23 protein-coding genes are annotated in these 24,139 nt (G+C 67.1%); 5 read left to right on the top strand and 18 right to left on the bottom strand.

What is annotated here, in order from left to right:
• Window positions 1-16: 16 nt before the first annotated feature.
• The 14 genes from tolB to aspS form a co-directional block, all read right to left on the bottom strand.
• On the bottom strand, window positions 17-1,336 hold the full coding sequence (gene tolB, locus AC5P8R_RS03010) for a Tol-Pal system beta propeller repeat protein TolB (RefSeq protein WP_014038220.1): 1,320 nt from the start codon (window positions 1,334-1,336) through the stop codon (window positions 17-19).
• Between the two features lie 284 nt (window positions 1,337-1,620).
• Window positions 1,621-2,676: a cell envelope integrity protein TolA gene (gene tolA, locus AC5P8R_RS03005; RefSeq protein WP_014648159.1), complete on the bottom strand. Its 1,056-nt coding sequence runs from the start codon at window positions 2,674-2,676 to the stop codon at window positions 1,621-1,623.
• A complete protein-coding gene (tolR, locus tag AC5P8R_RS03000) occupies window positions 2,666-3,094 on the bottom strand; it encodes a protein TolR (RefSeq protein WP_006438804.1) in 429 nt (142 codons plus the stop codon). Before tolR ends, tolA begins: the two co-directional genes overlap by 11 nt.
• Before the next feature lie 24 nt (window positions 3,095-3,118).
• Window positions 3,119-3,898 carry a protein TolQ gene (gene tolQ, locus AC5P8R_RS02995; RefSeq protein WP_005410752.1) on the bottom strand — a complete coding sequence of 260 codons (780 nt, stop codon included), beginning with the start codon at window positions 3,896-3,898 and terminating at the stop codon, window positions 3,119-3,121.
• A 10-nt stretch (window positions 3,899-3,908) separates the two neighbouring features.
• Entirely contained in the window at window positions 3,909-4,340 is a 432-nt protein-coding gene (ybgC, locus tag AC5P8R_RS02990; protein WP_014648160.1) for a tol-pal system-associated acyl-CoA thioesterase, read from the bottom strand.
• On the bottom strand, window positions 4,330-5,370 hold the full coding sequence (ruvB, locus tag AC5P8R_RS02985) for a Holliday junction branch migration DNA helicase RuvB (RefSeq protein ID WP_495222976.1): 1,041 nt from the start codon (window positions 5,368-5,370) through the stop codon (window positions 4,330-4,332). Before ruvB ends, ybgC begins: the two co-directional genes overlap by 11 nt.
• Window positions 5,371-5,506: 136 nt before the next feature.
• A complete protein-coding gene (locus AC5P8R_RS02980; RefSeq protein WP_075075726.1) occupies window positions 5,507-7,426 on the bottom strand; it encodes a potassium transporter Kup in 1,920 nt (639 codons plus the stop codon).
• Window positions 7,427-7,475: 49 nt separating this feature from the next.
• Window positions 7,476-8,069 (bottom strand): Holliday junction branch migration protein RuvA, encoded by a 594-nt coding sequence (ruvA, locus tag AC5P8R_RS02975; RefSeq protein WP_014648163.1) that lies wholly within the window; start codon window positions 8,067-8,069, stop codon window positions 7,476-7,478.
• 13 nt (window positions 8,070-8,082) lie between these two features.
• Window positions 8,083-8,604: a crossover junction endodeoxyribonuclease RuvC gene (gene ruvC, locus AC5P8R_RS02970; protein ID WP_014648164.1), complete on the bottom strand. Its 522-nt coding sequence runs from the start codon at window positions 8,602-8,604 to the stop codon at window positions 8,083-8,085.
• Between the two features lie 105 nt (window positions 8,605-8,709).
• Window positions 8,710-9,441, bottom strand: coding sequence for a YebC/PmpR family DNA-binding transcriptional regulator (locus tag AC5P8R_RS02965; RefSeq protein ID WP_014648165.1), 732 nt, complete (start codon window positions 9,439-9,441; stop codon window positions 8,710-8,712).
• 176 nt (window positions 9,442-9,617) lie between these two features.
• Window positions 9,618-10,250: an esterase/lipase family protein gene (locus AC5P8R_RS02960; protein WP_032958946.1), complete on the bottom strand. Its 633-nt coding sequence runs from the start codon at window positions 10,248-10,250 to the stop codon at window positions 9,618-9,620.
• 75 nt (window positions 10,251-10,325) lie between these two features.
• Window positions 10,326-10,847 (bottom strand): GNAT family N-acetyltransferase, encoded by a 522-nt coding sequence (locus AC5P8R_RS02955; RefSeq protein WP_014648167.1) that lies wholly within the window; start codon window positions 10,845-10,847, stop codon window positions 10,326-10,328.
• Window positions 10,848-10,878: 31 nt separating this feature from the next.
• The gene (locus AC5P8R_RS02950; RefSeq protein WP_014648168.1) at window positions 10,879-11,202 is read right to left on the bottom strand and encodes a hypothetical protein; all 324 of its coding nucleotides are present in this window, start codon (window positions 11,200-11,202) and stop codon (window positions 10,879-10,881) included.
• 16 nt (window positions 11,203-11,218) lie between these two features.
• Window positions 11,219-12,970: an aspartate--tRNA ligase gene (gene aspS / locus AC5P8R_RS02945; RefSeq protein ID WP_046432163.1), complete on the bottom strand. Its 1,752-nt coding sequence runs from the start codon at window positions 12,968-12,970 to the stop codon at window positions 11,219-11,221.
• Between the two features lie 157 nt (window positions 12,971-13,127).
• Here aspS and AC5P8R_RS02940 point away from each other — a divergent pair, with 157 nt between their 5' ends.
• Window positions 13,128-13,862 (top strand): DUF3011 domain-containing protein, encoded by a 735-nt coding sequence (locus AC5P8R_RS02940; protein WP_032958942.1) that lies wholly within the window; start codon window positions 13,128-13,130, stop codon window positions 13,860-13,862.
• Window positions 13,863-13,961: 99 nt separating this feature from the next.
• On the opposite strand, the gene AC5P8R_RS02935 is transcribed toward AC5P8R_RS02940, so the two are convergent.
• The 3 genes from AC5P8R_RS02935 to blaL2 all read right to left on the bottom strand — a co-directional run bounded on the left by AC5P8R_RS02935 (window position 13,962) and on the right by blaL2 (window position 16,871).
• A complete protein-coding gene (locus AC5P8R_RS02935; RefSeq protein WP_495222975.1) occupies window positions 13,962-14,603 on the bottom strand; it encodes a hypothetical protein in 642 nt (213 codons plus the stop codon).
• A 53-nt stretch (window positions 14,604-14,656) separates the two neighbouring features.
• Window positions 14,657-15,871, bottom strand: a complete 1,215-nt coding sequence (locus tag AC5P8R_RS02930) for a cation:proton antiporter (RefSeq protein WP_169410653.1) — start codon at window positions 15,869-15,871, stop codon at window positions 14,657-14,659.
• Window positions 15,872-15,956: 85 nt separating this feature from the next.
• Entirely contained in the window at window positions 15,957-16,871 is a 915-nt protein-coding gene (gene blaL2 / locus AC5P8R_RS02925) for a L2 family extended-spectrum class A beta-lactamase (protein ID WP_049440342.1), read from the bottom strand.
• Window positions 16,872-17,046: 175 nt separating this feature from the next.
• Here blaL2 and ampR point away from each other — a divergent pair, with 175 nt between their 5' ends.
• Window positions 17,047-17,913: a LysR family transcriptional regulator AmpR gene (ampR, locus tag AC5P8R_RS02920; protein WP_049440344.1), complete on the top strand. Its 867-nt coding sequence runs from the start codon at window positions 17,047-17,049 to the stop codon at window positions 17,911-17,913.
• A gap of 76 nt (window positions 17,914-17,989) precedes the next feature.
• Here the strand turns inward: ampR and AC5P8R_RS02915 are convergent, their stop codons facing one another.
• Window positions 17,990-19,855 carry an ABC-F family ATP-binding cassette domain-containing protein gene (locus AC5P8R_RS02915; RefSeq protein ID WP_014648175.1) on the bottom strand — a complete coding sequence of 622 codons (1,866 nt, stop codon included), beginning with the start codon at window positions 19,853-19,855 and terminating at the stop codon, window positions 17,990-17,992.
• Window positions 19,856-20,189: 334 nt separating this feature from the next.
• On the opposite strand from AC5P8R_RS02915, the gene AC5P8R_RS02910 reads away from it, so the two are divergent.
• The 3 genes from AC5P8R_RS02910 (at window position 20,190) to AC5P8R_RS02900 (ending at window position 24,056) form a co-directional block, all read left to right on the top strand.
• Complete coding sequence (locus AC5P8R_RS02910) at window positions 20,190-22,577, top strand: TonB-dependent receptor plug domain-containing protein (protein WP_495222974.1); 2,388 nt, start codon at window positions 20,190-20,192, stop codon at window positions 22,575-22,577.
• Between the two features lie 279 nt (window positions 22,578-22,856).
• Window positions 22,857-23,165 carry a hypothetical protein gene (locus AC5P8R_RS02905; RefSeq protein WP_005418535.1) on the top strand — a complete coding sequence of 103 codons (309 nt, stop codon included), beginning with the start codon at window positions 22,857-22,859 and terminating at the stop codon, window positions 23,163-23,165.
• A gap of 9 nt (window positions 23,166-23,174) precedes the next feature.
• The gene (locus AC5P8R_RS02900) at window positions 23,175-24,056 is read left to right on the top strand and encodes an XVIPCD domain-containing protein (protein WP_053496367.1); all 882 of its coding nucleotides are present in this window, start codon (window positions 23,175-23,177) and stop codon (window positions 24,054-24,056) included.
• Window positions 24,057-24,139 lie beyond the last annotated feature (83 nt).

Below are 24,139 nucleotides of genomic sequence, written 5' to 3'. Positions count from 1 at the left end.
AAATATTAACACTCTTTTAGCGCTGGGTACGGTATGGGGACCATGCCGGTTCGCGCACATCTCCGTCAGCCAGAACCAACCGCTGGCGCACGCGCGCATCGGCGGAAACGGCGTACAGCACACCACGGCCACCCTCGCGGGCGGCGTACAACACCATGCTTGCGTTGGGCGCAAAGCTCGGAGATTCATCCAGCGAACCCGGGGACAGCGTGCTCCAGCGGGGCGAACCCAGCGAGCTGTCCATCATCGCGATCTTGTAGCTGTTGCCCGAGCCCTGCGCAACGGCGATCTTCTTGCCGTCGTAGGACACCGAGGGCTTGGCATTGTAGTTGCCCTGGAAGGTCACGCGCTCGGCACTGCCGCCACCTGCGCCGACCTTGTAGACCTGCGGGCGGCCGCCGCGGTCGGAGGTGAAGTACACCGCGCTGCCATCCGGCGCCCAGGTCGGCTCGGTGTCGATGGCGAAGTGGTTGGTCAGCTGGGTCAGCTGCTTGCTGCCCAGGTCCATCACGTAGATTTCCGGGTTGCCCGAACGCGACAGGGTCAGGGCCAGCTTGCGGCCATCGGGTGAGAACGCCGGGGCGCTGTTGATGCCGCGGAAGCTGGTGACCAGTTCGCGCGCACCGGTGCCGATGTTCTGGATGTAGATCGCCGAATTGCCACGCTCGAAGCTGACGTAGGCCAGCTTGCTGCCATCCGGGCTCCACGACGGCGACAGCAGCGGCTCGGCCGAACGCACGATGGTCTGCGGGTTGTAGCCGTCGGAGTCGGCCACCATCAGCGCATAGCGCATGGCATCGCCCTTGCCGCTGGCGGTCACGTAGGCGATGCGGGTCCAGAAGGCGCCGCGCACGCCGGTGATCTTCTCGTAGATGGCGTCGGCCATCTGGTGGGCGACGTCGCGCATGGCGTTGCCACGGGCGGTCATCGCCAGGCCCAGCAGGCGCTCGCCCTTGGGCACGTCGAACAGTTCGTACTCGACGCGGTAGGCACCAGCACCGGCATCGAGCACGCGGCCGACCACGATGTAGTTCTGCTTCAGCGCGCGCCAGGTGGCGAACTGGATGTCACCGCCACGCACGGGCTTCTCGACGATCTGCGCTTCCGGCAGCGTGCGGAACTGGCCCGAACGCTCCAGGTCGGCGCGGACCACGCCGGCGACGTCGGTCTGCGGAGCGGCCGACGAACCCTGGTAGGGCATCGGCACGATGGTGATCGGCAGGGCGGAGGCATTGCCGCCGATGATGTCGATATCCAGCCCCTTCTGCTGCGCGACGGCAGCAAAGGGCAGCAACAGGGCCGCAAACACGGCAAGCCAGCGAGGCATCTTTTTCATGGAGCGCTCAATAGGGGGAAACCGGAACGAGGGATAACAAAGCGGGAGTGAACCGCTTCGCAATCATGAACCAAGGGTACGTGAATTCCGGGTCAGTTCCAGCCCGTCCTCTCACGCACCGTTAACGTCGTGGCTAACATCGCACCTGCCTGCCCGGTCACGCCGCCCCTCGGGGCGGTGTTCGACAGCAGCCTGCAGCCTGCCCGGCCGAAACCGAGCACGCCAGAGGCAAGCGCGACATCCGTGGGCAGGAGTGGCCCGAGGCCACCCCTGCCCTGCCCGCCTCAGCGATCCTGGGCGGTAAAGGTGAAGTTGAGCGTACGCGCGAACACCGACTCGAAGCCGCGGTACGGCAGTGGCTGCGCATTGAGCACCGCGGCCTCGATCGAACGCTTGCCGGCCTCGTCATAGGGGCAGTTCGGGCTGACCTTGGCCTGCATCACCGTGCCGCCCGGAATCTGGGTGATGGTGATCTGGCAACGCTGGCCCAGCGGCACCGTATCCGGGCGCACCCACTGCGACAGCACCTTGGCCTGGATCGCTGCGGCGTACTTGGCTGAAAGATCGTCGCTGTTGCCACCACCACCGGCCGCCGGCTGGGAAGCGCCGCTGGAGCCGGCAGCGGCACTGCCGGCAGCATTGCGCGCGGCGGCGACCTCGCGCAGCTTCCGCTCGGCCAGCTTGGCTTCCTTCTCGGCCTGCTCGCGGCGGGCACGGATCTCGGCGATCTTCTTCTGCTTCTCGGCCTCGGCCTTGTCAGCCGCGACACGCTCCTGCTCGGCCTGCTTCTTCTTCTCGTCCGCTTCCTGCTGCTTGGCCAGGCGCAGCTTCTGCTCCGCTTCTTCCTGGCGCTTGCGTTCGGTCAGGTCGATCTGCTCCTGGCGGCGCTTGGCTTCCTGTTCCTGCTTGGCCTTCTCCTGCGAGATGGCCAGTGCGCTCACCGCTTCCTGGTCCTTGGTGTCCGGCTGCGCAACACGCTCCTGCGCCTGTTGCTGCTGGGGCGTGGGCGCGTCCTGCGGGCGCGGCTCGGGAATCGGCTGCGGTGGCGGAATGGTGTCTTCCGGCACCGGGATCGGCTCGGCGACCGGCGGCGGCAGGTCCTCCAGCTTCTCCGACTGGCGCAGCGCCTGGCGTGCGGCGGACGCCTCGGAGGCGGACAGCGCCAGGCTGGCCTCGACCGAGGGGTCGCCAGCGGCGGCATCGGTGTTGCGCTGGGGCGACCACAGCCAGGCCACGATGAAGACCAGCGCGACCAGCAGGTGCACCAGCAACGCCAGCGCCAGGGGCAGACCCCAGCCGGGTTCGCGCTGATGCGGGGGTGGCAGGGCGTCAGCGTGCATCGGTGGCCAGGCCTACCTTGTCTACCTTGGCGCGCTTGATCACGTCCATCGCGGCAATGACCTTCTCATAGGCCACGGCGCGGTCGGCGGCGACGATCACGCGCACGCCCTTGTCCTGGGCGGCGATGCCGGCCAGGCGGCCTTCCAGTTCCTCGGCCGACACGGCGGCCGGCTCCTTGGCGTCGGGCAGCTTCAGGCTGAGCTGGCCGTCCTGGCGCACCGAGACGATCACCGGGTCCTGCTTGCTCTCCAGCGCCTTGGCGTTGGACTGCGGCAGGTCGACGTCGAAGCTCAGGGTGAGCAGCGGTGCGGTGACCATGAAGATGATCAGCAGCACCAGCATGACGTCGATGTAGGGAACGACGTTGATTTCCGATTTCAGCTTGCGGCGCTTGCGGCGACCGATGGCAGCGGACATGGCTTGGACTCCCGGGTCAGGCGCTTACTCGTCGCCAGCGCTCTGGCGCTGCAGGATGGAGCTGAACTCTTCGGCGAAGGTCTCGAACCGCACCGACATGCGCTCCACGCGGGTGGTGAAGCGGTTGTAGGCCCACACCGCCGGGATCGCCACGAACAGGCCGATGGCGGTGGCGAACAGTGCCTCGGAGATGCCCGGCGCGACGGCGGCGATACCGGCCTGGGCACCGCTGCTGATCATGTCGTGCATGGTCACCATGATGCCGAACACGGTACCGACCAGGCCCACGTACGGGGCAGTCGAGCCGATGTTGGCCAGCAGCTCCAGGTTGCGCTCGAGCTGGTCCACTTCGCGGGTATAGGTGGTGCGCATCGCGCGCTGCGCGCCTTCAAGCTGCGCACGGCCATCCAGCCGGCGCTTGTCGCGCAGGCGGGTGTACTCGCGGAAACCGGCTTCGAAGATGGCTTCCAGGCCGGTCACGCTGCGGCTGCGGTCGGTGGCTGCGCTGTACAGCTTGCCCAGGTCGGCGCCGGACCAGAAGCGGTTCTCGAACTCGTCGGCTTCGCGGGTGGCCTGCTTGAACACGCGGGCCTTGCGGAAAATGATCACCCAGCTGACGAACGAGCCGACCAGCAGCAGCAGCACGATGATCTTCACCGGCAGGCTGGCCTTGGCCATCAGTTCGAGGTAGTTGATGCCGCCGCCGGTGGTGGCCTGGGCAAGGGTCTGTGTCGCGGCGTTGCTGACGTCGGCCGGCAGTGCCTCGGTGACCGTGGCCTGCAGGGCCAGGAGCGTTGCGATCATCCGTTGTTCCTCAATGTTCGGATTCGGGGTGGAGGTGGGGTTGCAGCACGGCAAGGACGGCATCGTCCATGCCACGCGGGCGGAAACTGGCCGCTTCCAGTGCGGCGATGCGGACCTGCGCGGACAGCAGCAGCTCGCCGTCGCGCAGGATCTGCTGGTCGAAGACCATGCTGGCCTTCTTCAGCTGGACCAGGCGGGCAGTCACCTGCAGGGTGTCATCCAGCCGTGCCGGCCTGATGAAATCCATCTGCATCGAGCGCACCGCGAAGACCATCCCGTGCTCGGCGCGCATGCGCTCCTGGCCGTAGCCGAGCGCGCGCATCCATTCGGTCCGGGCCCGTTCCATGAAGGCCACGTAGCGGGCGTGGTAGACCACGCCACCTGCGTCGGTATCTTCCCAGTAAATGCGTGTCGGCCAACTGAATCGGGGCTCAACCGACATCGGGAACCTCCGCGAACAGGTCCTGCGGCGGGTTCTTCGGCTTCAGGCCCATGTGCCGGTAAGCCTTGTGGGTGGCCATGCGGCCGCGCGCGGTACGCACCAGGAAGCCCTGCTGGATCAGGTACGGCTCGACCACGTCTTCCAGCGTGCCGCGCTCTTCGGACAGCGCCGCGGCCAGCGATTCGATGCCGACCGGGCCGCCGTCGAAGTAGTCGACCAGGGTCTTGAGCAGGCGCCGATCGAGCTCGTCGAAGCCTTCCGGGTCGACCTTGAGCATCTTCATCGCCGCCTGCGCCACGGCCTCATCGATGTGGCCACCGGCCTTGACCTGGGCGTAGTCGCGCACGCGGCGCAGCAGCCGGTTGGCGATGCGCGGGGTGCCGCGCGCGCGCCGCGCGATCTCGCCGGCGCCGTCGGCGGTGCAGTCGATGCTGAGGATGGTGGCCGAGCGGCGCACGATCCGGGTCAGCTCTTCGACGCTGTAGAACTCCAGGCGCTGGACGATGCCGAAGCGGTCGCGCAGCGGCGCGGTCAGCAGGCCGGCGCGGGTGGTGGCACCAATCAGGGTGAATGGCGGCAGGTCGATCTTGATCGAACGGGCGGCGGGGCCCTCGCCGATCATGATGTCGATCTGGAAGTCCTCCATCGCCGGGTACAGCACTTCCTCGACCACCGGCGACAGGCGGTGGATCTCGTCCACGAACAGCACGTCGTGCGGCTGCAGGTTGGTCAGCAGTGCAGCGAGGTCGCCGGCCTTCTCGATCACCGGGCCGGAGGTCACCCGCAGGGCCACGCCCAGCTCGTTGGCGATGACATGGCTGAGCGTGGTCTTGCCCAGGCCGGGCGGCCCGAAGATCAGCACATGGTCGAGCGCGTCGCCACGGGCCTTGGCCGCTTCGATGTAGATCTCCAGCTGCTCGCGCACCGGGGCCTGGCCGAGGTAGTCGGCCAAGCGCCTGGGGCGGATGCTGGCGTCGGCGGCGTCATCCTCGCGGGTGGCGCCGGCGCCGATGATGCGGTCGTCGGTCATGTGCTGATTATGCGGCAAAAGCGTATGGGGTCGGATCCGTTTTCCAGAGGAAAACGGCTCTGACCCCGAACCGGAACACCGGGAACATGGGGTCAGAGCCCTTTTCCTGCGGAAAAGGGATCCGACCCCGCGCGCGTCAGATCTCGACCTGGGCCCCGAGTTCGACCAGGCGGTTGCCCGGAATCCGGAAGAAGCCGGTGGCCGGGGCGGCGTTGCGATGCATCAGCGCGAACAGCTTGTCACGCCAGATCGGCATGCCGCGGTTGGCGGTGGCGACGATGGTCTCGCGGCTGGCGAAGAAGGTAGTGTCCATCGGATCAAAATAGATGCCACCGTGGTCGCACGAGCGCATCAGCGCCAGCGGCACGTCCGGGGTCTCCATGAAGCCGAAGCGCACGTAGACGCGGTAGAACTCGTCACCCACCGATTCGATCTTCAGCCGCTGCCCTTCCATCGCATACGGGATCGGCAGGGTTTCCACGTGCAGGAACACGTTGCGCTCGTGCAGCACCTTGTTGTGCTTGAGGTTGTGCATCAGCGCATGCGGCGCCACGGTCGGGTCGGCGGTGAGGAACACCGCGGTGCCCGGCACGCGCACCGGCGGGGCCAGCATCAGGCCCGGCAGGAAGGTATCCAGGCGGATGCCGTCCTTGCGGATCTCGTCGCGCAGCAGCTCGCGGCCACGGCGCCAGGTGCGCATCATGGTGAACAGGAAGATGCCCAGCACCACCGGGAACCAGGCGCCCTGCAGCAGCTTGGCGCCGTTGGCGATGACGAAGCCGAGGTCGATGATGAAGAACACCACGCACAGCGGCAGCAGCCAGCCACGCGACTTCGGCCACAACGTCCGCGCCACCACGGCCAGCAGCAGGGTGTCGATCAGCATCGTGGCCGACACCGAAATGCCGTACGCCACGGCCAGGTTGGACGAACTGCGGAACGCCAGCACCAGCCCGAACACCATCACCGCAATGCCCCAGTTGATGCCCGGGATGTAGATCTGGCCGATGGTGTCGTGCGAGGTGTGCTTGATGCGCATGCGCGGGATGTAGCCCAGCTGCATGGCCTGGCGCGAGACCGAGAATGCGCCGGTGATGACCGACTGCGAGGCGATCACCGCCGCCATGGTGGCCAGGATGATCATCGGGTACAGCGCCCACGACGGCACTGCCTCGAAGAACGGATTCTTCAGGGCCTCGGGGTGGTTGAGCACCAGTGCGCCCTGCCCCAGGTAGTTCAGCACCAGGCACGGCAGCACGAAGAAGTACCAGGCGTGGCGGATCGGGCGCAGCCCGAAGTGGCCCATGTCCGCATACAGCGCTTCGCCGCCGGTCACCGCCAGCACCACTGCACCGAGAATGAAGATGCCGTGCCAGCCGTGCTCCATGAAGAAGCGGATGCCCCACCAGGGGTTGAAGGCCTTCAGCACCTCGGGCGCATCGACGATGTTGTAGATGCCGATTGCCGCCAGCGACACGAACCAGATTGCCATGATCGGGCCGAACGCCTTGCCGATCTTCTCGGTACCGAAGCGTTGCGCGGCGAACACCGCCAGCAGCACCACCAGGGTGACCGGCACGATGAAGACATGAAGTCCGGGCGCGGCCACCTCCAGGCCTTCGACCGCACTGAGCACGGACATGGCCGGAGTGATCACGCCGTCGCCGAAGAACAGCGAGGCGCCGAAGATGCCGAGGATGCCCACCACATAAGCCGAGCGCGAGCCGTTGCGCAGCGTGCGTTGGGTCAGCGCCATCAGCGCCATGATGCCGCCTTCGCCATCGTTGTCGGCGCGCATGATGATGGTGACGTACTTCAGGGTCACCACCAGGTTCAGCGCCCAGAACGCCAGCGACAGCACGCCCAGCACGGTGTCGTGGTCGCTGTTGAGCCCGTAGTGTGGCGAGAACGCTTCCTTCAGGGTGTACAGCGGGCTGGTACCGATATCGCCGAACACCACGCCGATCGCACCGATGACCAGCGCCAGTCCTCCAGTGGAGGGGGCGTGGCCATGGCCGCCGGGGGCGGCTGCGTGCGGGGTTTGACTGCTGGACATGGGACTCCTGGCGAAGCTCAGGCGGTAGGTTGGGGGAAAGGGACGCGGTTCAGCGCAGCGCGGACTGCAGCGCCTTGCGGATCACAGTGGCCACTTCGTCGCCTTCATTGAAGGCATCGCGGGCCATGCGGGCCGCTTCGGCCGGCTTGTAGCCCAGCTGCTGCAGGGCCACGGTGGCATCGGACAGCGGATCGGCCGGGGCCGGACCACTGCCGGTGGGCAGCGCGCCGCCGGCACCGAACTGGGCCGCGCGGTCACGCAGTTCCAGCACCATGCGTTCGGCGGTCTTCTTGCCGATACCCGGGATGCGGGTCAGCGCGGTGATGTCGCCGGCCTGGACCATGCGCGCGAATTCTTCGACGCTGACACCGGACAGCACGGCCAGCGCGATCTTCGCGCCGATGCCGCTGACCTTCTGCACGTCGCGGAACAGGCGCCGCTCGCCCTCGCGCAGGAAGCCGTACAGCGAGACGCTGTCTTCCTTCTGCGAGTAATGGGTGTACAGGGTGACCTCGCGGCCGAGCTCGGGCAGGTCGTAGAAGGTGCTCATCGGCGCCTCCAGTTCGTAGCCCACTCCGTTCACGTCCACCACCAGCCACGGCGGCGCCTTGTAGGCGACGATGCCGCGCAGTCGACCGATCATTGCGTGCAGCTCCTCATTTGCGGCCCCACGCCTGGCGGGCACTGAGCCCCAGGCGGTTGGCCGTCGCCCTTACGTGGGCATGGGTGATCGCCACCGCCAACGCGTCGGCCGCGTCGGCCTGCAGCTTGGTTTTCAGGTTGAGCATGAGCCCGACCATGTGTTGAACCTGTTGCTTTTCGGCACCACCGCGCCCGACCACCGCGAGCTTGATCTCGCTGGCGGCGTATTCGTGCACCGGCAGGTCGCGCAGCACCACGGCCGAGATCGCCGCGCCGCGGGCCTGGCCCAGCTTCAGCGCCGAATCGGGATTGCGCGCCATGAACACCTTTTCGATGGCCACTTCATTGGGCTGGTACTCGCGGCACAGATCGGCCAGGCCCAGCACCAGCAGTTTCATGCGCTGCGGGAAGTCGTCGGCGCCCAGCAGCACCAGCGGCTGGTGGTGCACGTAACTGACGCGGCCGGCGGCGTCGACATCGATGATGCCGACCCCGGTCCGCTGCGAACCGGGGTCGATGCCGAGGATGCGGGTCATGCCGCGCTCCTGGCGGGGCGGAACGGGGAGCGCTGGCAGGCGTATGGGCTCATGACTGTCCGCGGTGACCGTTCAACGGCCCGCGCCCAGGCCGTCGAGGACGGCTCAGGCGTAGGCGTCGGCGCCGAGTTCGGCGTTGGAATACACGTCCTGCACGTCGTCCAGGTCTTCGAGCATGTCCAGCAGCTTCTTGACCTGCAGGGCGACCTCGCCTTCGACCTTGATGTCGTTGTCGGCGCGGAAGGTGATCTCGGCGTGGTCGGCGACATGCCCGGCGGCGACCATTGCGTCCTTGACTGCGTTGAACGCGTCAGGGCTGGTGACCACGTCGATCGAGCCGTCATCGGGGTAGACCACGATGTCGTCGGCGCCGGCCTCGATGGCTGCTTCGGTGATGGCTTCCTCGTCGGCACCCGGGGCGAAGCTGAGCACGCCCAGGCGCTTGAACATGAAGGCCACCGAGCCTTCGGTGCCCATGTTGCCGCCGCACTTGCTGAACGCATGGCGGACGTCGGCCACGGTGCGCACGCGGTTGTCGGTCAGGCAGTCGACGATCACGGCCACGCCACCCGGGGCATAGCCCTCGTAGCGGATTTCCTCGTAATCGACGCCTTCCAGTTCACCGGTGGCCTTCTTGATGGCGCGCTCGATCACGTCCTTGGACATGTTCACGGCCAGGCCCTTGTCCACCGCCACGCGCAGGCGCGGGTTGTTGTTGGGGTCGCCTCCACCGCCGCGCGCGGCAACGCCGATCTCGCGGATGATCTTGGTGAAAATCTTGCCGCGCTTCGCGTCGGACGCGTTCTTGCGGGCTTCGATGGAGGGGCCTCTACCCATGGGTGCTACCGTCTGGCTGCTTCAGGATCAAGGCGCGGATTCTACCTGATCGGGCGCTGCAACCGTGTCTAGGCCCGTATTGTTGTAGCGCCGGGCCAATGCTCGGCTCAATGGGCCCGACGGAATGCAGCCGAGCATGGGCTCGGCGCTACAAGGCGGCCCCGCCTGCCCTGCCCCTATGCCGCCGCCGCGTCGCGGCTGTGGTCGAAGTGGCCGTGGCGCAGGAAATGCGCGGTCTGCCGCGCGGCGTCGGGCGACACCACCAGGCCGCTGTGGCTGGTACGCACCACGCAATGGTCGGCCAGGCCCGGCAGGCGGGTCTCGGCCAGGGCCACGGTGCCGTCGGACGCATCGTCGATCGCGCCCAGCAGGCTGCCCAGCCCGTGCGGCACCGAACCGGCGATCAGGCCAACCTCGGCCTTGCCCTGCCAGTCCGGCAGGCCGTCCAGCAGCAGCTCGCTGCTGCGCCCCAGCGCCAGGCCCCAGCCATGATCGGACAACGAGCGCGCGGTACCACTGCCGCGCAGCGGCGAGCCCAGGCAGACCACGCGCTGCACTGGCAGCTGCGGATCGCGGCGCAGCGCCTCCAGTGCCAGCAGTCCGCCCAAGCTGTGACCGACCAGCGACAACGGCCCGGCGTCGGCCAGACGTTCCAGCAACTGCGGCACTGCCACATCGGGGCCACCGAACACCGAGGGATAGCCGAACGCGTGTACCTGGAAACCACGCGCGCGCAGGCGCCAGGCCAGTGGCCCGACCCAGGCACGGGCATTCCAGATGCCATGCAGCAGCAATACGGGGGGAGTCATGCAAACAGCCTGGCGGTCAGCGGGGCAGGAACGTGAGGTGATTGAACACGCGCGCGCGGCAAGCGGCGGTGAACGTCAGGCCGCGCGCGGCGCGCGGCGCAGGATGAATTCGAGGTCCTGGGTGTCGCCGACAGGGAACAGGTACTCGCCGGCCTTCTCGAAGCCGTAGCGGGCGTAGAAGCGCTGCGCGCCGAAGTTCTCCGACCACACGCCCAGCCACAACGTGCGCGGGCCTTCGTGTTCCAGCCAGGCCAGCGCGGTTTCCAGCAGGCGGCTGCCCCAGCCGCAGCTCTGCTGCGTCTTGACCAGGTACAGGCGCTTGAGTTCGCCGTCACCGGGTTTCACATCCGGATGCGGCAGGCCACAGGGGCCGGCGGCGGCATGGCCGACCGCCTCCCCATCCAGTTCCAGCAGCCACACCGCGTAATCGGGGTGGGACAGGATCACGCGCTGGCGCTCGACCGTGTAGGCCTCCTCGAGGAAGGCCTGCAGGTCCTGCGGCGGGTACAGATGGCCGAAGGTTTCAGTGAACGTGCGTGCGGCCAGCGCCGACAGGGTCGGCGCGTCGTCCACAGTGGCGCGGCGGATCGAATACATGCAGGAAGTTGACGTCAGGGCGAAGCGCGGGTCAAGCCTTTCCAGGCGATTCCGCTTCTTCTTCCTCGTCCTCTTCCTCGTATTCCTCTTCGTCCTCGTCCTCTTCTTCCTCGCCTTCCTCGTCCTCGTCGTACTCTTCTTCCTCTTCGTCGTCCTCGTAGTCCTCGACGCCGAAGTCTTCACCGTCCCAACGGCCTTCGCCGTCGGCGACGAAGGTCAGGGCCATCGCGGCCGGATTGGTACCGACGCGGACCAGCCACCCCCCGAACACGCGTGCACGCTCGGTGACCAGGGTGGCCTCGGAGCCTTCATTGCCCAGCTTTTCCCACTCCAGCGAAAACGCAAACTCGGTCATTGCCTGGATCTCCTGATCAGTTGGTCTTGGGGCGAACCTGGATGTGCACTTCGGCCAGCTGCGCGTCGACGATCGGCGACGGCGCGTCGGTCATCAGATCCTGTGCACCGGTGGTCTTCGGGAACGGGATGACGTCGCGGATCGACTCGGTTCCGGCCATCAGCGCGGCGATGCGGTCGATGCCGAAGGCGATGCCACCGTGCGGCGGCGCGCCGTAGTTCAGCGCGTCGAGCAGGAAGCCGAACTTGGCGCGGGCCTCTTCGGCGCCGATGCCCAGCAGCTCGAACACCGCGCTCTGCATGTCCGGACGGTGGATACGGATCGAACCGCCGCCGATTTCATTGCCGTTGAGCACCATGTCGTAACCGCGCGAGACGGCGGTACGGGCATTGGCGCGCAGGTCGGCGATGTCGTCCACGGCCGGTGCGGTGAAGGGGTGATGCAGGGCGACGTAGCGCTGTTCTTCCTCGTCCCACTCGAACATCGGGAAGTCGGTGACCCACAGCGGTGCCCAGCCGTCGGCGACCAGGCCAAAGTCCTTGCCGGCCTTCAGGCGCAGCGCGCCCATGAAGTCGGAGACCTTGTTGTAGCCACCGGCACCGAAGAACACGATATCGCCGTTGCCGGCACCGACATGGGCCACCAGCGCCGCGAAGCGCTCTTCGCTGAAGAACTTCTGGATCGGCGAGCTGACTTCGCCGTTGTCGGCGATCTTGATGTAGGCCAGGCCCTTGGCGCCGTACTTGGCGGCATGCGCGGCGTACTCGTCGATCTGCTTGCGGCTCAGCGACGCGCCGCCCGGGATGCGCAGCGCGGCGACGCGGCCTTCGGCATCGTTGGCCGGGCCGGTGAACACGGGGAACTCGCTGTCCTTGACCAGTTCAGCCACGTCGACCAGTTCCAGCGCGATGCGCAGATCCGGCTTGTCCGAACCATAGCGACGCATCGCCTCGGCCCAGGTCATGCGCGGGAAGCTGGCATCCAGCTCGACATCGACCACTTCCTTGAAGATTGCGCGGATCATGTCCTCGACGAAGTCCTGCACATCGCGTTCGCGGACGAAGGCGAACTCCATGTCCAGCTGGGTGAATTCCAGCTGGCGGTCGGCACGCAGGGCCTCGTCGCGGAAGCAGCGCGCGATCTGGTAGTAGCGGTCGAACCCGGCCACCATCAGGATCTGCTTGAACAGCTGCGGGCTCTGCGGCAGGGCGTAGAACTCGCCCGGATGCATGCGCGCCGGCACCAGGAAGTCGCGCGCGCCTTCCGGAGTGGCCTTGGTCAGGATCGGGGTCTCGATGTCCTGGAAGCCCTTTTCGTCCAGGTGGCGGCGCAGCGCCTGCACCAGCTTGATGCGGGTGCGCTGCATGCGCTGCATTTCGGGGCGGCGCAGGTCCAGGTAGCGGTACTTCAGGCGGGTTTCCTCGCCCGGGTTCTCGTGGGCGTGGAACGGCAGCGGGGCGGCCTTGTTCAGCACGGTGATGGCGGTGGCGATCACTTCCACCTTGCCGGTGCGCATCTTGTCGTTCACCGCGTGGCGGGCGCGCACGACGCCCTCCACCTGCAGCACGTCCTCATAGCCCAGCGACGCGGCCACGGCGAACACGTCGGCGTTGTCGACCTCCACGGTCACCTGCACGATGCCTTCATGATCGCGGAGATCGATGAAGCAGACGCCGCCCTGGTTACGGGCCACGTCGGTCCAGCCGGCGAGGGTGACAGTCTGGCCAATCAGGGTCTCGTCGACCAGGCCGCAGAAGTGGGTACGCATGGGGGAAGCTCCGCTGGAGAACGCCGGCACCGGATGGGGGCCGGAAAGCCTCGTATTCTGCGGCCGAGGCCCCGGCCGGGGCAAATCCGGGCAGTCACGCCGGCTTGATCGCCCCGGTCCCTATAGTCGGGCACCTGCCACCGTATGGGATGCCGCCATGAAATCGTTGTCCCTGGCCAGCCTGGCCGTGACCCTGAGCACTCTGGCCGTGCTCGCCCTGCCCTCTGCTCCGGCCGCTGCGCAGGACGGGGTGATCCGCTGCGAAAGCCAGAACAACCGTGAACGTGTCTGCAGCACCGGCTGGCGCAATGCGCAGCTGGTCCGCCAGCTGTCCGGCAGCGCCTGCGACGAGGGCCGCACCTGGGGCAGCCGCAATGGCAGCATCTGGGTCAGCAATGGCTGCCGCGCCGAGTTCGTTGAAGCCCGTGGCGGCTGGGGCGGTGGCAATGGCGGTGGCTGGGGCGGCAACAACGGCCGTCCCGGCGAAACCATCCGCTGCGAGAGCCAGAGCAACCGTGAGCGCAGCTGCCCGGTCGGCTGGCGCAACGCCCGCCTGGTCCGCCAGCTGTCCGGCAGCCCCTGCGACGAAGGACGCACCTGGGGCGTGCGCAACGGCGCGGTCTGGGTCAGCAACGGCTGCCGCGCCGAGTTCGCCGAGGCCCGCGGCTGGGGCGGCGGCGGTGGCTGGGGCGGCGGCAACAGCAATTATTCGATCACCTGCAGCAGCAACAACAACCGCACGCAGAACTGCGACTGGGATGAGCGCCAGGGCCGGCCGGTGCTGCAGCAGCAGCTGTCCGGCAGTGCCTGCCAGGAAGGCCGCAGCTGGGGCTATGCACGCGGCCAGGTGTGGGTGAGCAACGGCTGCCGTGCACGCTTCAGCGCGCGCTGAGCCCCGGGGTCGGATCCCTGGCCGACGGCCAGGGCTCTGACCCGTGGGTTCATGCAGTGACCGGGTCGGACCCTCCGCAGGAGGGATCCGACCCGAAGATCAGGGTGCCGGCGCCTTCTCGTCGCCCCACGGTGCGGGCGGCAGCTCGACCGGCTTGCTCAGGTCGAACTTCACGCGGAAACGGCGGCCTTCCGGGCGCGTCAGTTCGTAGACGAAAGTCTGGTCGGGGTCGATCTCCATCGCCCAGGTGTTGTGCGTGGAGGCCAGCATGTCGGCACGACGGAACATCGCCACCGAATCGGAGTCGGCTGGGAACCGCTGGCGCTCGGCGGTGCCCGGTGGCGTGCTGTCGCCGCCATAGAGGGTGATCGCGTCGGGGCTACCGTCTTCGTGGCGATGATCGTGTTTCAGGCGCAGGCCGTTTCCGGTGCGGGTCAGCACCCAGGTGCGCGAATGGTCATCCCCCACATGGAAGGGAATCCGCAGTTCATGGGCGGGGTCGGCACAGCCGCGCACATGCATGACCAGGCGCTGGCCGGCGAACGGGTTCTTGCCGGTCGGTGCCGGCGTGTCCTCCACCACCCGGCCCTCATAGGCCTGGCCGCAATGCGCGGCGATGGCAGCCATGAAGGCATCGGCCGGTGCGGTCGCCAGATCATGCGCGACCGTATCGGAACGCTGCGAGCAGGCAGCGAGGCTGAGCAGGAGGGCGGAAGCGGTGACAACGGCAGGCAGTTTCATGCCCCAACCCTAACGGCCATGGCCGACGGGCGCAAACCGCGCGCGGCAACCGGTCAGCGTTCGGCGATGTGAGGTTCCGGCCGCGTCTCGGTGGCCGCTACCGGCGCGGACTCGCCCTCGCCCGCCGGCTCCTGCTCCACCGGATCGACGTCGAAGGGTGTGCGGAACACCAGCGACGGCAACAGTGTGGTCAGTGCGGCGTACAGCAGCAGCGCGCCGAACAGTACCGCCGGAATCTGGAAACGCTCGCGCATGATCGCCGCCAGCACCAGGGTGAAGATCAGGGTCGGGGCCAGCGCCAGCGAGACGCGCAGGCTGCTGCGGAAGCTCTCGCCGAACATCACCCGGCGCTGCAGCCAGACCACGCCGATGCGCAGCGGCAGCACCACCAGGGTGATCACGATGCCCAGCCCCAGCGCCTCGAAACTGAGGGCTTCGCTCGGCACCTTGGTGCCGGCATTGAAGAAATAGAATGGCACGAAGAACGAGGCGAACAGGCGCAGCGCGTGCAGGTTCTCGTGCGAGGCCAGCAGCGGCATGCGCTGGTGCAGCAGGCGCGCGACCAGGCCGGCGATGAACGCGCCCACGAGGTAATACACGCCCAGCAGATAGGTGATGTACGCCGCCACCATGCCGACCATCACCAGCAGCGAGAACTCCGAGCCCGGCGCGTGCGGCGCCACCCAGCGGCCCAGCGCGATGAACAGCAGCGGCAGGCCGATCATCATCGCCAGCAGGGCCAGGCTGGACAGCGCCATGTGGCCCGGGTCGCCGGCCTGCAGCACGATGAACAACGCCGCCAGCGCCAGCAGTTCGCCGGCGATGGCCTTGCTGGTGACCCAGAACCGCTCGTCCTCGCTCAGGCCCAGCCGCGACAGCGAATCCATGATGAAGCCGGTGGAGGGCGTCAGCAGCGCCAGCGCCAGCAGCCCAGCGGCCTGCCATGGCATCCCCGCATAGCGCCAGGCCAGCCAGCCCACGCCGAACAGCGTGCCGGTACGGATCACCAGGTGCGCCAGCAGCGGCCACATGCCACGCCGCAGCGCCTGCAGATCCACTTCCAGGCCCGCGAACAGGAACAGCGAGGAAATGCCCAGCGTGGCCAGCAGGCCGATCACCGCGTCGTGTGCCTGGTCGCCCAGCCAGAGCATGCCGATGATGCCGAACAGCAGGCAGGTCAACGGCGCCGGCAGGCTGAAGCGCTGCAGTGCGCGCGGGATCACCAGCAGCGCGAAGATCAGCAGCAGGTAGATCAACTCATGGCTCATCGGGGTCTTCCGTGGGGTTCGAACGCGCGCAGGATGCGCGTGCCCGACCGATCCGGCAAGCCATTTCCCAATGACCCCGGTTACCTCATCCGATCATCGCATCGGCCAGCGCCCCCACCCGTGCAAGCACTGCTGCGCGCTGGTCGTCATCGACCGATGCGCCCTGCAGATAGGCGGTGACCACCCACGCGGTGCCGCCCGCATGCGGCCACAGCACGGCGATGTCGTTGCGCGTGTCATCACCGTTGCTGCCGGTCTTGTCCCCCACCCGCCAGCGCTTGCCCAGCCCGGCGCGCAGGCAGGCATCGCCGGTCTGGTTGTCGATGAGCCAATCGGCGAACTGCCGGCGCGATGCAGGCTGCAGGCCATTGCCCACCGCGAAGCGGGCCAGGCTGGTGGCCATCGCGGCCGGGCTGGTGGTATCGCGCGGGTCTCCCTTCGCGAACAGATTCACGTCCGGCTCGTTGCGGTCATTGCGGGTAATGCTGTCGCCCTGCCCGCGCAGGAATGCCGTCAGCGCCGACGGCCCGCCCACCACCTCCAGCAGCAGGTTGGCCGCCGTGTTGTCGCTGGTGGTCAGCGTGCCCCGGCACAGGTCGCGCACGGTCAGATCCTTGCCCACGTGGCGGCGCACCACCGGAGCGTAGGACAGCAGATCCTTCCCGGCGATGGGCACACGGGTGTCGAGCGAAACGCGGCCTGCATCGGCAAGGCTCAGCACATGGGCGACCAGCATCGACTTGAACGTGCTGCACATCGGGAAGCGCTCATCCTGCCGATGCCCGCCGATGCGACGGCCGTTGCCGGTGTTCAGCACGGTGACACCCAGGCGGCCACCGCTGGCTTTCTCCAGCGCGGCGAAATCGGCGGCGCCGGCAATGGCGGCGTTCGCGGCGGGTATGCCAGACGAGGCGGAAACCGGTTGCGCCAGCGCCGGGGCAAGCAGCGAGGACGCAACGGCAGCACCACTGAACTGCAGGAATCGGCGACGGGCGAGCATAGGGGTTCTCCTGGTGACCGCTCGATTATTGGCGCCTCCCCTGCAGCCGACCAGCGCGAAAAATCAAGGCAAGCCATAAGTGGAATTCATGCCTGTCGCGATCAACTCATTGAGATTTACGAAATTCCTCATTGAACGAGTACGATCAGCCATCATCCTGGCTCACGGCTTTTCGATGTTGCACCCTACCCTGCCGCTGAACGCGCTGCGCGCTTTTGAAGCCGCCGCCCGCCACCAGAACTTCACCCGTGCCGCGCTCGAGCTGTGTGTCAGCCAGGCCGCACTGAGCCATCAGATCCGGGGCCTGGAAGACCGGCTCGGCATCCGCCTGTTCCATCGCCTGCCACGCGGCGTGGCGCTCACCGATGAAGGGGCAGCGCTGTACCCGGTGCTCAACGAAGCGTTCGAGCGCATTTCCGCCAGCATCGCGCGCTATACCGGTGGCCCGGCACGCGAGGTGCTGACGCTGGGCGTGGTCGGTACCTTCGCCACCGGCTGGCTGCTGCCACGGCTGGCGGCGTTCGAAGCCGCGCACCCGGACATCGAGCTGCGCCTGCAGACCCACAACAACCGTATCGACCTGGCCGGCGAAGGGCTGGACCTGGCGATCCGCTTCGGCGATGGCGACTGGCAGGGCCAGGCCTGCACGGCAATCCTCGATGCGCCCTTCGCACCGCTGTGCGCCCCCGCATTGGCGCGGCGGCTGAAGCAACCGCGCGACCTCGCCACACTGCCGTTGTTGCGTTCCTACCGCAGCGACGAATGGCCGCGCTGGTTGCAGGCGGCCGGGGTGAGCGGCGTGGAAGCCCGCGGGCCGGTGTTCGATTCCTCACTGACGGTGGCGATGGCCGCCGCCGGGGGCGCCGGCGTGGCCTTGCTGCCCTTGTGCATGTTCGAGCAGGAACTGGCCGAAGGCCGCCTGCTGCAGCCCTTCGGCACCACCTTGGAGCTGGGCCGCTACTGGCTGACGCGGCTGCGCTCGCGCGCCGAGCGTGAACCGGCCAAGCGGTTCCGCGAATGGCTGCAGGCGCAGGGCACGTAACAAAAAAGGGGACGGAGGGGATTAAGTCGTTTGTGGCACAAACGACTTAATCCCCTCCGTCCCCTTTTTTGCGTGATCAGGACTCCAGCAGCTCCATCCACGCCGCTTCGGCCTTCTCCAGCTGCGCGGCGGTGGTTTCGCGGTCACGTCCGATCACCGCCATGCGGGTGGCATCGGCATAGTTGGCCGGGTCGGCCAGCTGGCGGTCGAGCTCGGCCAGCGCGCCCTCCAGTTCGGCCACCTTGGCCTCGGCAGCCGCCAGCTTGTGTGGGTTCACCGGCTTCTTCTGCACCACCTGCGCCACCGGTGCGGTCTTGACCACCACCGGCTCTTCCACCTGCTCCATGCGCGCCTTGGTGCCCTGCGCCTGCGGGCGGGTGCGCAGCCACGCGGCGTACGCGTCCAGGTCGCCATCGAACGGTTCGACCACACCATCGGCCACGCGCCAATAGGTATCGCAGACCAGGCCGATGAGGTGGCGGTCATGCGAGACCATCACGATCGCGCCTTCGAAGGTGGCCAGCGCTTCGGCCAGTGCTTCGCGCATTTCCAGGTCAAGGTGGTTGGTCGGTTCGTCCAGCAGCAGCACGTTCGGCTGCTGCCAGGCGATCAGCGCCAGCGCCAGGCGGGCGCGTTCGCCACCGGAGAACCCATCGACCGGCTCGAATGCACGGTCGCCCGGGAAGTTCCACTTGCCGAGGAAATCGCGGAACGACTGGTTCGGTGCGTCCGGGGCGATCTCGCGGAAGTGCTCCATCGGCGACTGGCCTTCGTGCAGCGACTCCACCGTGTGCTGGGCGAAGTAGCCGATCTTCAGGTCCGGATGCGCCATGCGCTCGCCAACGATCGGCGCCAGCTCGCCCACCAGGGTCTTCACCAGGGTGGTCTTACCGGCACCGTTCGGGCCGAGCAGGCCGATGCGCTGGCCCGCTTCCAGGCCAAAACCGACGTTATGCAGGATCACCGCGTCCTTGCCGTAGCCGGCCTCGACGTGGTTCAGGCGGATCAGCGAGAACGGCAGCTTCGCCGGCGGCGCGAACTCGATGCGGAACTCACGCTCGGCGCGCACCGCTTCGGTGCCGGCCAGCTTGGCCAGGCGCTTCATGCGGCTCTGCGCCTGCGCGGCCTTGCTGGCCTGCGCCTTGAAGCGGTCGATGAAGCTCTGCAGGTGGGCGCGCTCGGCCTGTTCCTTCTCGTGCGCGATCTGCTGCTGGCGCAGCTGTTCGGCGCGCTGGCGCTCGAAATCGGTGTAGCCGCCCGGGTAGAGCTTGGCGCCGCCGCCATGCAGGTGCAGGGTGTGGGTGGCCACGTTGTCGAGGAACTCGCGGTCATGCGAGATCAGCAGCAGGGTGCCCGGGTACTTCAGCAGCCACTGTTCCAGCCAGTACACCGCGTCCAGATCCAGGTGGTTGGTCGGTTCGTCGAGCAGCAGCAGGTCGCTGGGCATCATCAGCGCGCGGGCCAGATTCAGGCGCACGCGCCAGCCGCCGGAGAACGAGGACACCGCACGGTGGTGCGTCTCGGCAGGGAAGCCGAGGCCGTGCAGCAGCTTGCCGGCACGCGCTTCGGCGTCGTAGGCCCCCATCTCGGCCATCTTGGTGTGCGCGTTGGCCACCGCCTCCCAGTCTTCGCGCGCGGTCGCCTCGGCCTCTTCGGCCAGCACCGCGGCCACCTCGGTATCGCCGCCCAGCACGAAGCTCAGCGCCGGATCCGGCAGCGACGGGGTTTCCTGGGCCACGCTGGCGATGCGCACCTTGCCGGGCAGGTCGACGTCACCCTTGTCGGCCTCCAGCTCGCCCTTCACCGCCGCGAACAGGCTGGACTTGCCAGCACCGTTGCGGCCGACCACACCTACCCGGTAACCGGCGTGCAGGGTCAGGTCGACATTGGACAACAGCAGCCGCTCGCCGCGGCGCAAGGCGAAATTACGAAGGGAGATCATCGGGGGAGGGGTCCATATAACCGGATGGAATGTGCTGGTGAGCACTGTTCCTGCGACGCAATTCTAGCGTTAACGAATACTTGACGCGTCCCGGGATGCGCAGTGGCCGACGTTCCTCTCTCCCACGTCCCCGCCGCGCGCGTCCCGGGGTCCCTTCCTGCCAGCGCTGATCCGGGCTAAATGGTTGCTGCTGCAACGTTTTTTCTGACGCCTGGCATTTGACAGGCACTGAATATCCCGTTAATTGCTGTATTGCGCACCGCAACAACCGCCGTCCGCCTCACGCTCGTGATGTCGATTCCGGTGCCGCCCCCGCCAACCGGAGCCCATCCCGATGACCCGCAAGACCCGCCTGATCGCCGCCGCCGTCGCTGTCGCACTCGGTGGCTCTCCGTTCGTCGCCGCTGCACAGCAGGCCGGCACCGCCGCCAACACCCTGGACACGGTGATCGTCACCGGCACCCGCGTGGCCGACCGCACGGTCGCCGAATCGCAGTCGCCGATCGACATCATCACCCCCGAAGTGCTGCAGTCCACCGGTACCAGTGAACTGGCCACCGCACTGTCGCGCGCCCTGCCCTCGCTGAACTTCCCGCGCCCGGCGCTGACCGACGGCACCAGCGGCGTGCGCCCGGCGCAGCTGCGCGGCCTGTCGCCGGACCAGGTGCTGGTGCTGGTCAACGGCAAGCGCCGCCACACCTCGGCGCTGATCAACGTCAACGGCAGCATCGGCCGTGGCTCGTCGGCGGTGGACATCAACGCGATCCCGATCGCCGCGATCGAGCGCGTGGAAGTGCTGCGCGACGGTGCCTCGGCGCAGTACGGCTCCGACGCCATCGCCGGCGTCATCAACATCGTGCTCAAGGGCAGCGGCCGTGGCGGCAGCCTGGCAGTGGACTACGGCCAGTACTCGGCCGGCGACGGCAACAAGTACCAGCTGTCCGGCGACACCGGCGTCGAGTTCGGCAACGGCCGCGGCCGCGTGCACGTGGCCGGCCAGATCAGCCAGCAGGACGAGAGCAACCGCGCCGGCCCGTACCGCGGCACCACGCCGAACACCGGCAACTTCCCCAGCATCGGCCAGAAGACCTTCATCGTCGGCGACCCGCGCGTGGATGCCACCGCGGCCTCGGCCAACGCCAGCTTCGACTTCAGCGACCACGTGACCGGCTACGCCAGCGCGCTGCTCAGCAACCGCGACATCACCTCGTTCGCGTTCTACCGTTCGCGCAACCACAGCGGGCAGCGCGCGCTGCTGGCGCAGACCTACCCGGACGGCTACGTGCCGGAGATCAACCAGTATTCCAAGGACCGCTCGCTGGTGGCTGGGGTCAAGGGCAACACCGACAACGGCTGGACCTGGGACCTGAGCCTGAATCACGGCGAGAACACCCTGGACTTCCACACCCGCAACAGCATCAACTACAGCCTGGGTGCGACCAGCCCGCGCTCGTTCTACGACGGCACGCTGAAGTACCAGCAGGACATCTTCAATGCCGACCTGACCAAGTCGCTGGACTGGGGCCTGGCCTACCCGGTCACGCTGTCCTTCGGCGGTGAGTACCGCAAGGAGAAGTGGGACCAGAACCCGGGCGAACTGAACTCGTACACGGGCAGTGGCGCGCAGGGCTTCGGCGGCTTCACCCCGACCAATGAAGTGCATGCCGACCGCCACAACTACGCGGTCTATGCCGGCCTGGAAGCGGACCTGACCGACAAGTTCTCGGCCGGCATCACCGGCCGCTACGAAGACTATTCGGACTTCGGCGACCGCTTCTCGGGCAAGCTGTCGGCGCGCTACGCGTTCACCGACAAGGTGGCGCTGCGGGCCACCGCCTCCAGTGGTTTCCGCGCGCCCTCGCTGGCGCAGCAGGGCTACCAGGCGGTGACCAGCCAGTTCCTCAATGGCGTATTCGTCGAGCGCGGCACCTTCCCGACCACCAGCCAGGCCGCGCAGGCGCTGGGCGCCTCGCCGCTGAAGGCCGAGACCTCCACCTCCTACAGCCTGGGCCTGGTGCTGCAGCCGGTCGACCGCCTGTACATCACCGTCGATGCCTACCAGATCGACATCGATGACCGCATCGCGCTGTCGTCGAGCATCACCACCAATGCCGCGACCAGCGCGCTGCTGGGCACCCTGGGCCTGCCGCAGGTGACCGCGTTCTCCTACTTCACCAACGGCCTGGATACGCGCACCCGCGGTGTCGACTTCGTCTCCAGCTACACGGTGCCGTTCAGCGCCAGCAGCCTGGAGCTGACCGCGGCATACAGCTACAACGACACCGAAGTGCGCCGCGTTGGCGGCACCCCGCCGGTGTTCGGCACGCTGGGCCTGACCCAGTCGCTGATCGGCCGTGATGAGATCGGTCGCATCGAGGACAGCTACCCGCGCGACAAGGCGATCCTGAGCGGCACCTGGCGTTCGGACCACTGGGAGCTGGGCCTGGCCGCCACCCGCTACGGCAAATTCACCGTGCGCAACTCGGCCACCGCGCTGCGTGACCAGACCTACGGCGACGCCTGGGTGGTGGATGCCTCGGCCAGCTACAAGCCCAGCAGCAACTGGACCCTGACCGTGGGTGCCGACAACCTGCTGGACAAGTACCCGGACCGCACCGAAGACCTGCAGAACTCCACCTTCGGCATGCTGCCGTACAGCAACTACTCGCCGTTCGGCTTCAACGGCGCGTATGTGTACGGGCGGATCAAGTACACCTGGTAAGGGGTAATGGGTGCGCCGGGCCCTGCCCGGCGCTGCTCCACACACCCGCCCGCGGCCTCGGGGCAGGCGCGGCCCTGACCGTATACCGTTGCCAGCTCCTGCACCCGGTTTCCAGGCTGTGCTCTGTTGCACGCGCCTCATAGGTCGTCCCGTGCATAATCAGCGGACCAACGAAGGAGCCGCTCCGTGACGAGAGCCTGCATCACTCGCCGCCATGTGTACGCTGCGCTCGCGTGGGTTGCGCTGGCGGCCCCCCTGTCAGGGTGTTCAGGAGATCACGTGAAACCCAGCTATTCCAAATCGAGCCTTGAGCCGGTCGTCGTCACCCAGCTCTCCGCGTCGAAGCTCCAGGTCCAGTTCAATGAACCGATGGAAAGCATGTATTACGCGGCAGGGATGAGCTATGTCGTGGAAGGGGACACCATGAAAGTCGTTGTAGATCGCTGCCCCATATCCGGCCAATGCACAACCATGCTGCGGCGCGACGTGAAGCCTGGACCTGCTGGCCCGGCCCGTCAGGAAATTCCCTTGATGGCGCCGCGCGTGGTGATGCTGTACGCCGATGGCGAAACACAGATTTTTCCGTAAGGGCATCCGATGAGCGACAAGGTCGTCCTCGGCATCCATAGTCACGTAGACCCCAATACACAGGGGTCGTTCAATCAGTTCGTGGACGGCCACGCCTGGATCTCGGTGACGCGAAACGGCCATACGACGTTCCATGGCCTGTGGCCAGACAACCATCCACTCGTTGAGGACAATGGCCCAGGTTCGGACATCCGCGAAGGCATGGAAGCCCGGGCCACACCTTCGGCCTCACGCTATTACGAATTGACTCCCGAGCAGGTCAAGCGACTTGACCAGGCCTTGGGCGAAAATGTCACCTGGTCATATGGCAATACCTGCGCATCGTGGGCGACCAGTACCGTGAACAAGGTTACCGGGCAGTCCCTGGATGCAGGCGAACTGCTGTTCACCGATACACCGCGGGAGCTGATCGAGTCCATTCGCAAGGCAGAGCGCGTGCGGCCCACCAGTCCTTCGCAGCCGCAACCGGCAACCGAACGGCCGGAAACCAGCATCCCATCGCTGAGCGATGCCTCGGCATCACTTCACCAGCAGGCACTCGCCGGCGTCCACGCGCTGGACGCATCGCTGGGTCGCGCATCTGATGAAGCCAGCCAACGCATGGCGGCCAGCCTCACCCAACTTGCCCGGGCACAAGGTCTGGAACGGATCGACCATGTGGTATTGGGCTTGCCGGCTGGTCAGCCCCCAAGGCCGGAGAACATCTTCGTCATTCAAGGAGCCTTGGATGACCCGGGCCATCTGCGTGCCCACATCAACATTGAAACGGCCCTTCAGCCACCCGTTGCGGAGTCGCTGCGGCAGATTCATCAGTTGGACAAGCAGCTGGCCGCCTCGCCGCAGCAGGCCGAGCCTGCCCTGGAAGAGACCCAGCGCCGGCAGATGGTGTGATCATCGACGGCTACGCCTGGAGCCCCCCATAGGTAGGCACCATTCGGCCCGTCAGGGCCTGCCATCTCTCAACAAGGCTTGAT

The organism is Stenotrophomonas sp. YJH_SMC_73, assembly GCF_059370155.1.
Note: the sequence above shows the minus strand (reverse complement) of the source record. Positions and strands in the feature narration are given on the sequence as shown.

What these genes read in the sequence shown, in the direction of transcription:
- tolB (WP_014038220.1), bottom strand. Translation starts at nt 1,336, where the DNA reads ATGAAAAAGATGCCTCGCTGGCTTGCCGTGTTTGCGGCCCTGTTGCTG.
- tolA (WP_014648159.1), bottom strand. Translation starts at nt 2,676, where the DNA reads ATGCACGCTGACGCCCTGCCACCCCCGCATCAGCGCGAACCCGGCTGG.
- tolR (WP_006438804.1), bottom strand. Translation starts at nt 3,094, where the DNA reads ATGTCCGCTGCCATCGGTCGCCGCAAGCGCCGCAAGCTGAAATCGGAA.
- tolQ (WP_005410752.1), bottom strand. Translation starts at nt 3,898, where the DNA reads ATGATCGCAACGCTCCTGGCCCTGCAGGCCACGGTCACCGAGGCACTG.
- ybgC (WP_014648160.1), bottom strand. Translation starts at nt 4,340, where the DNA reads ATGTCGGTTGAGCCCCGATTCAGTTGGCCGACACGCATTTACTGGGAA.
- ruvB (WP_495222976.1), bottom strand. Translation starts at nt 5,370, where the DNA reads ATGACCGACGACCGCATCATCGGCGCCGGCGCCACCCGCGAGGATGAC.
- AC5P8R_RS02980 (WP_075075726.1), bottom strand. Translation starts at nt 7,426, where the DNA reads ATGTCCAGCAGTCAAACCCCGCACGCAGCCGCCCCCGGCGGCCATGGC.
- ruvA (WP_014648163.1), bottom strand. Translation starts at nt 8,069, where the DNA reads ATGATCGGTCGACTGCGCGGCATCGTCGCCTACAAGGCGCCGCCGTGG.
- ruvC (WP_014648164.1), bottom strand. Translation starts at nt 8,604, where the DNA reads ATGACCCGCATCCTCGGCATCGACCCCGGTTCGCAGCGGACCGGGGTC.
- AC5P8R_RS02965 (WP_014648165.1), bottom strand. Translation starts at nt 9,441, where the DNA reads ATGGGTAGAGGCCCCTCCATCGAAGCCCGCAAGAACGCGTCCGACGCG.
- AC5P8R_RS02960 (WP_032958946.1), bottom strand. Translation starts at nt 10,250, where the DNA reads ATGACTCCCCCCGTATTGCTGCTGCATGGCATCTGGAATGCCCGTGCC.
- AC5P8R_RS02955 (WP_014648167.1), bottom strand. Translation starts at nt 10,847, where the DNA reads ATGTATTCGATCCGCCGCGCCACTGTGGACGACGCGCCGACCCTGTCG.
- AC5P8R_RS02950 (WP_014648168.1), bottom strand. Translation starts at nt 11,202, where the DNA reads ATGACCGAGTTTGCGTTTTCGCTGGAGTGGGAAAAGCTGGGCAATGAA.
- aspS (WP_046432163.1), bottom strand. Translation starts at nt 12,970, where the DNA reads ATGCGTACCCACTTCTGCGGCCTGGTCGACGAGACCCTGATTGGCCAG.
- AC5P8R_RS02940 (WP_032958942.1), top strand. Translation starts at nt 13,128, where the DNA reads ATGAAATCGTTGTCCCTGGCCAGCCTGGCCGTGACCCTGAGCACTCTG.
- AC5P8R_RS02935 (WP_495222975.1), bottom strand. Translation starts at nt 14,603, where the DNA reads ATGAAACTGCCTGCCGTTGTCACCGCTTCCGCCCTCCTGCTCAGCCTC.
- AC5P8R_RS02930 (WP_169410653.1), bottom strand. Translation starts at nt 15,871, where the DNA reads ATGAGCCATGAGTTGATCTACCTGCTGCTGATCTTCGCGCTGCTGGTG.
- blaL2 (WP_049440342.1), bottom strand. Translation starts at nt 16,871, where the DNA reads ATGCTCGCCCGTCGCCGATTCCTGCAGTTCAGTGGTGCTGCCGTTGCG.
- ampR (WP_049440344.1), top strand. Translation starts at nt 17,047, where the DNA reads ATGTTGCACCCTACCCTGCCGCTGAACGCGCTGCGCGCTTTTGAAGCC.
- AC5P8R_RS02915 (WP_014648175.1), bottom strand. Translation starts at nt 19,855, where the DNA reads ATGATCTCCCTTCGTAATTTCGCCTTGCGCCGCGGCGAGCGGCTGCTG.
- AC5P8R_RS02910 (WP_495222974.1), top strand. Translation starts at nt 20,190, where the DNA reads ATGACCCGCAAGACCCGCCTGATCGCCGCCGCCGTCGCTGTCGCACTC.
- AC5P8R_RS02900 (WP_053496367.1), top strand. Translation starts at nt 23,175, where the DNA reads ATGAGCGACAAGGTCGTCCTCGGCATCCATAGTCACGTAGACCCCAAT.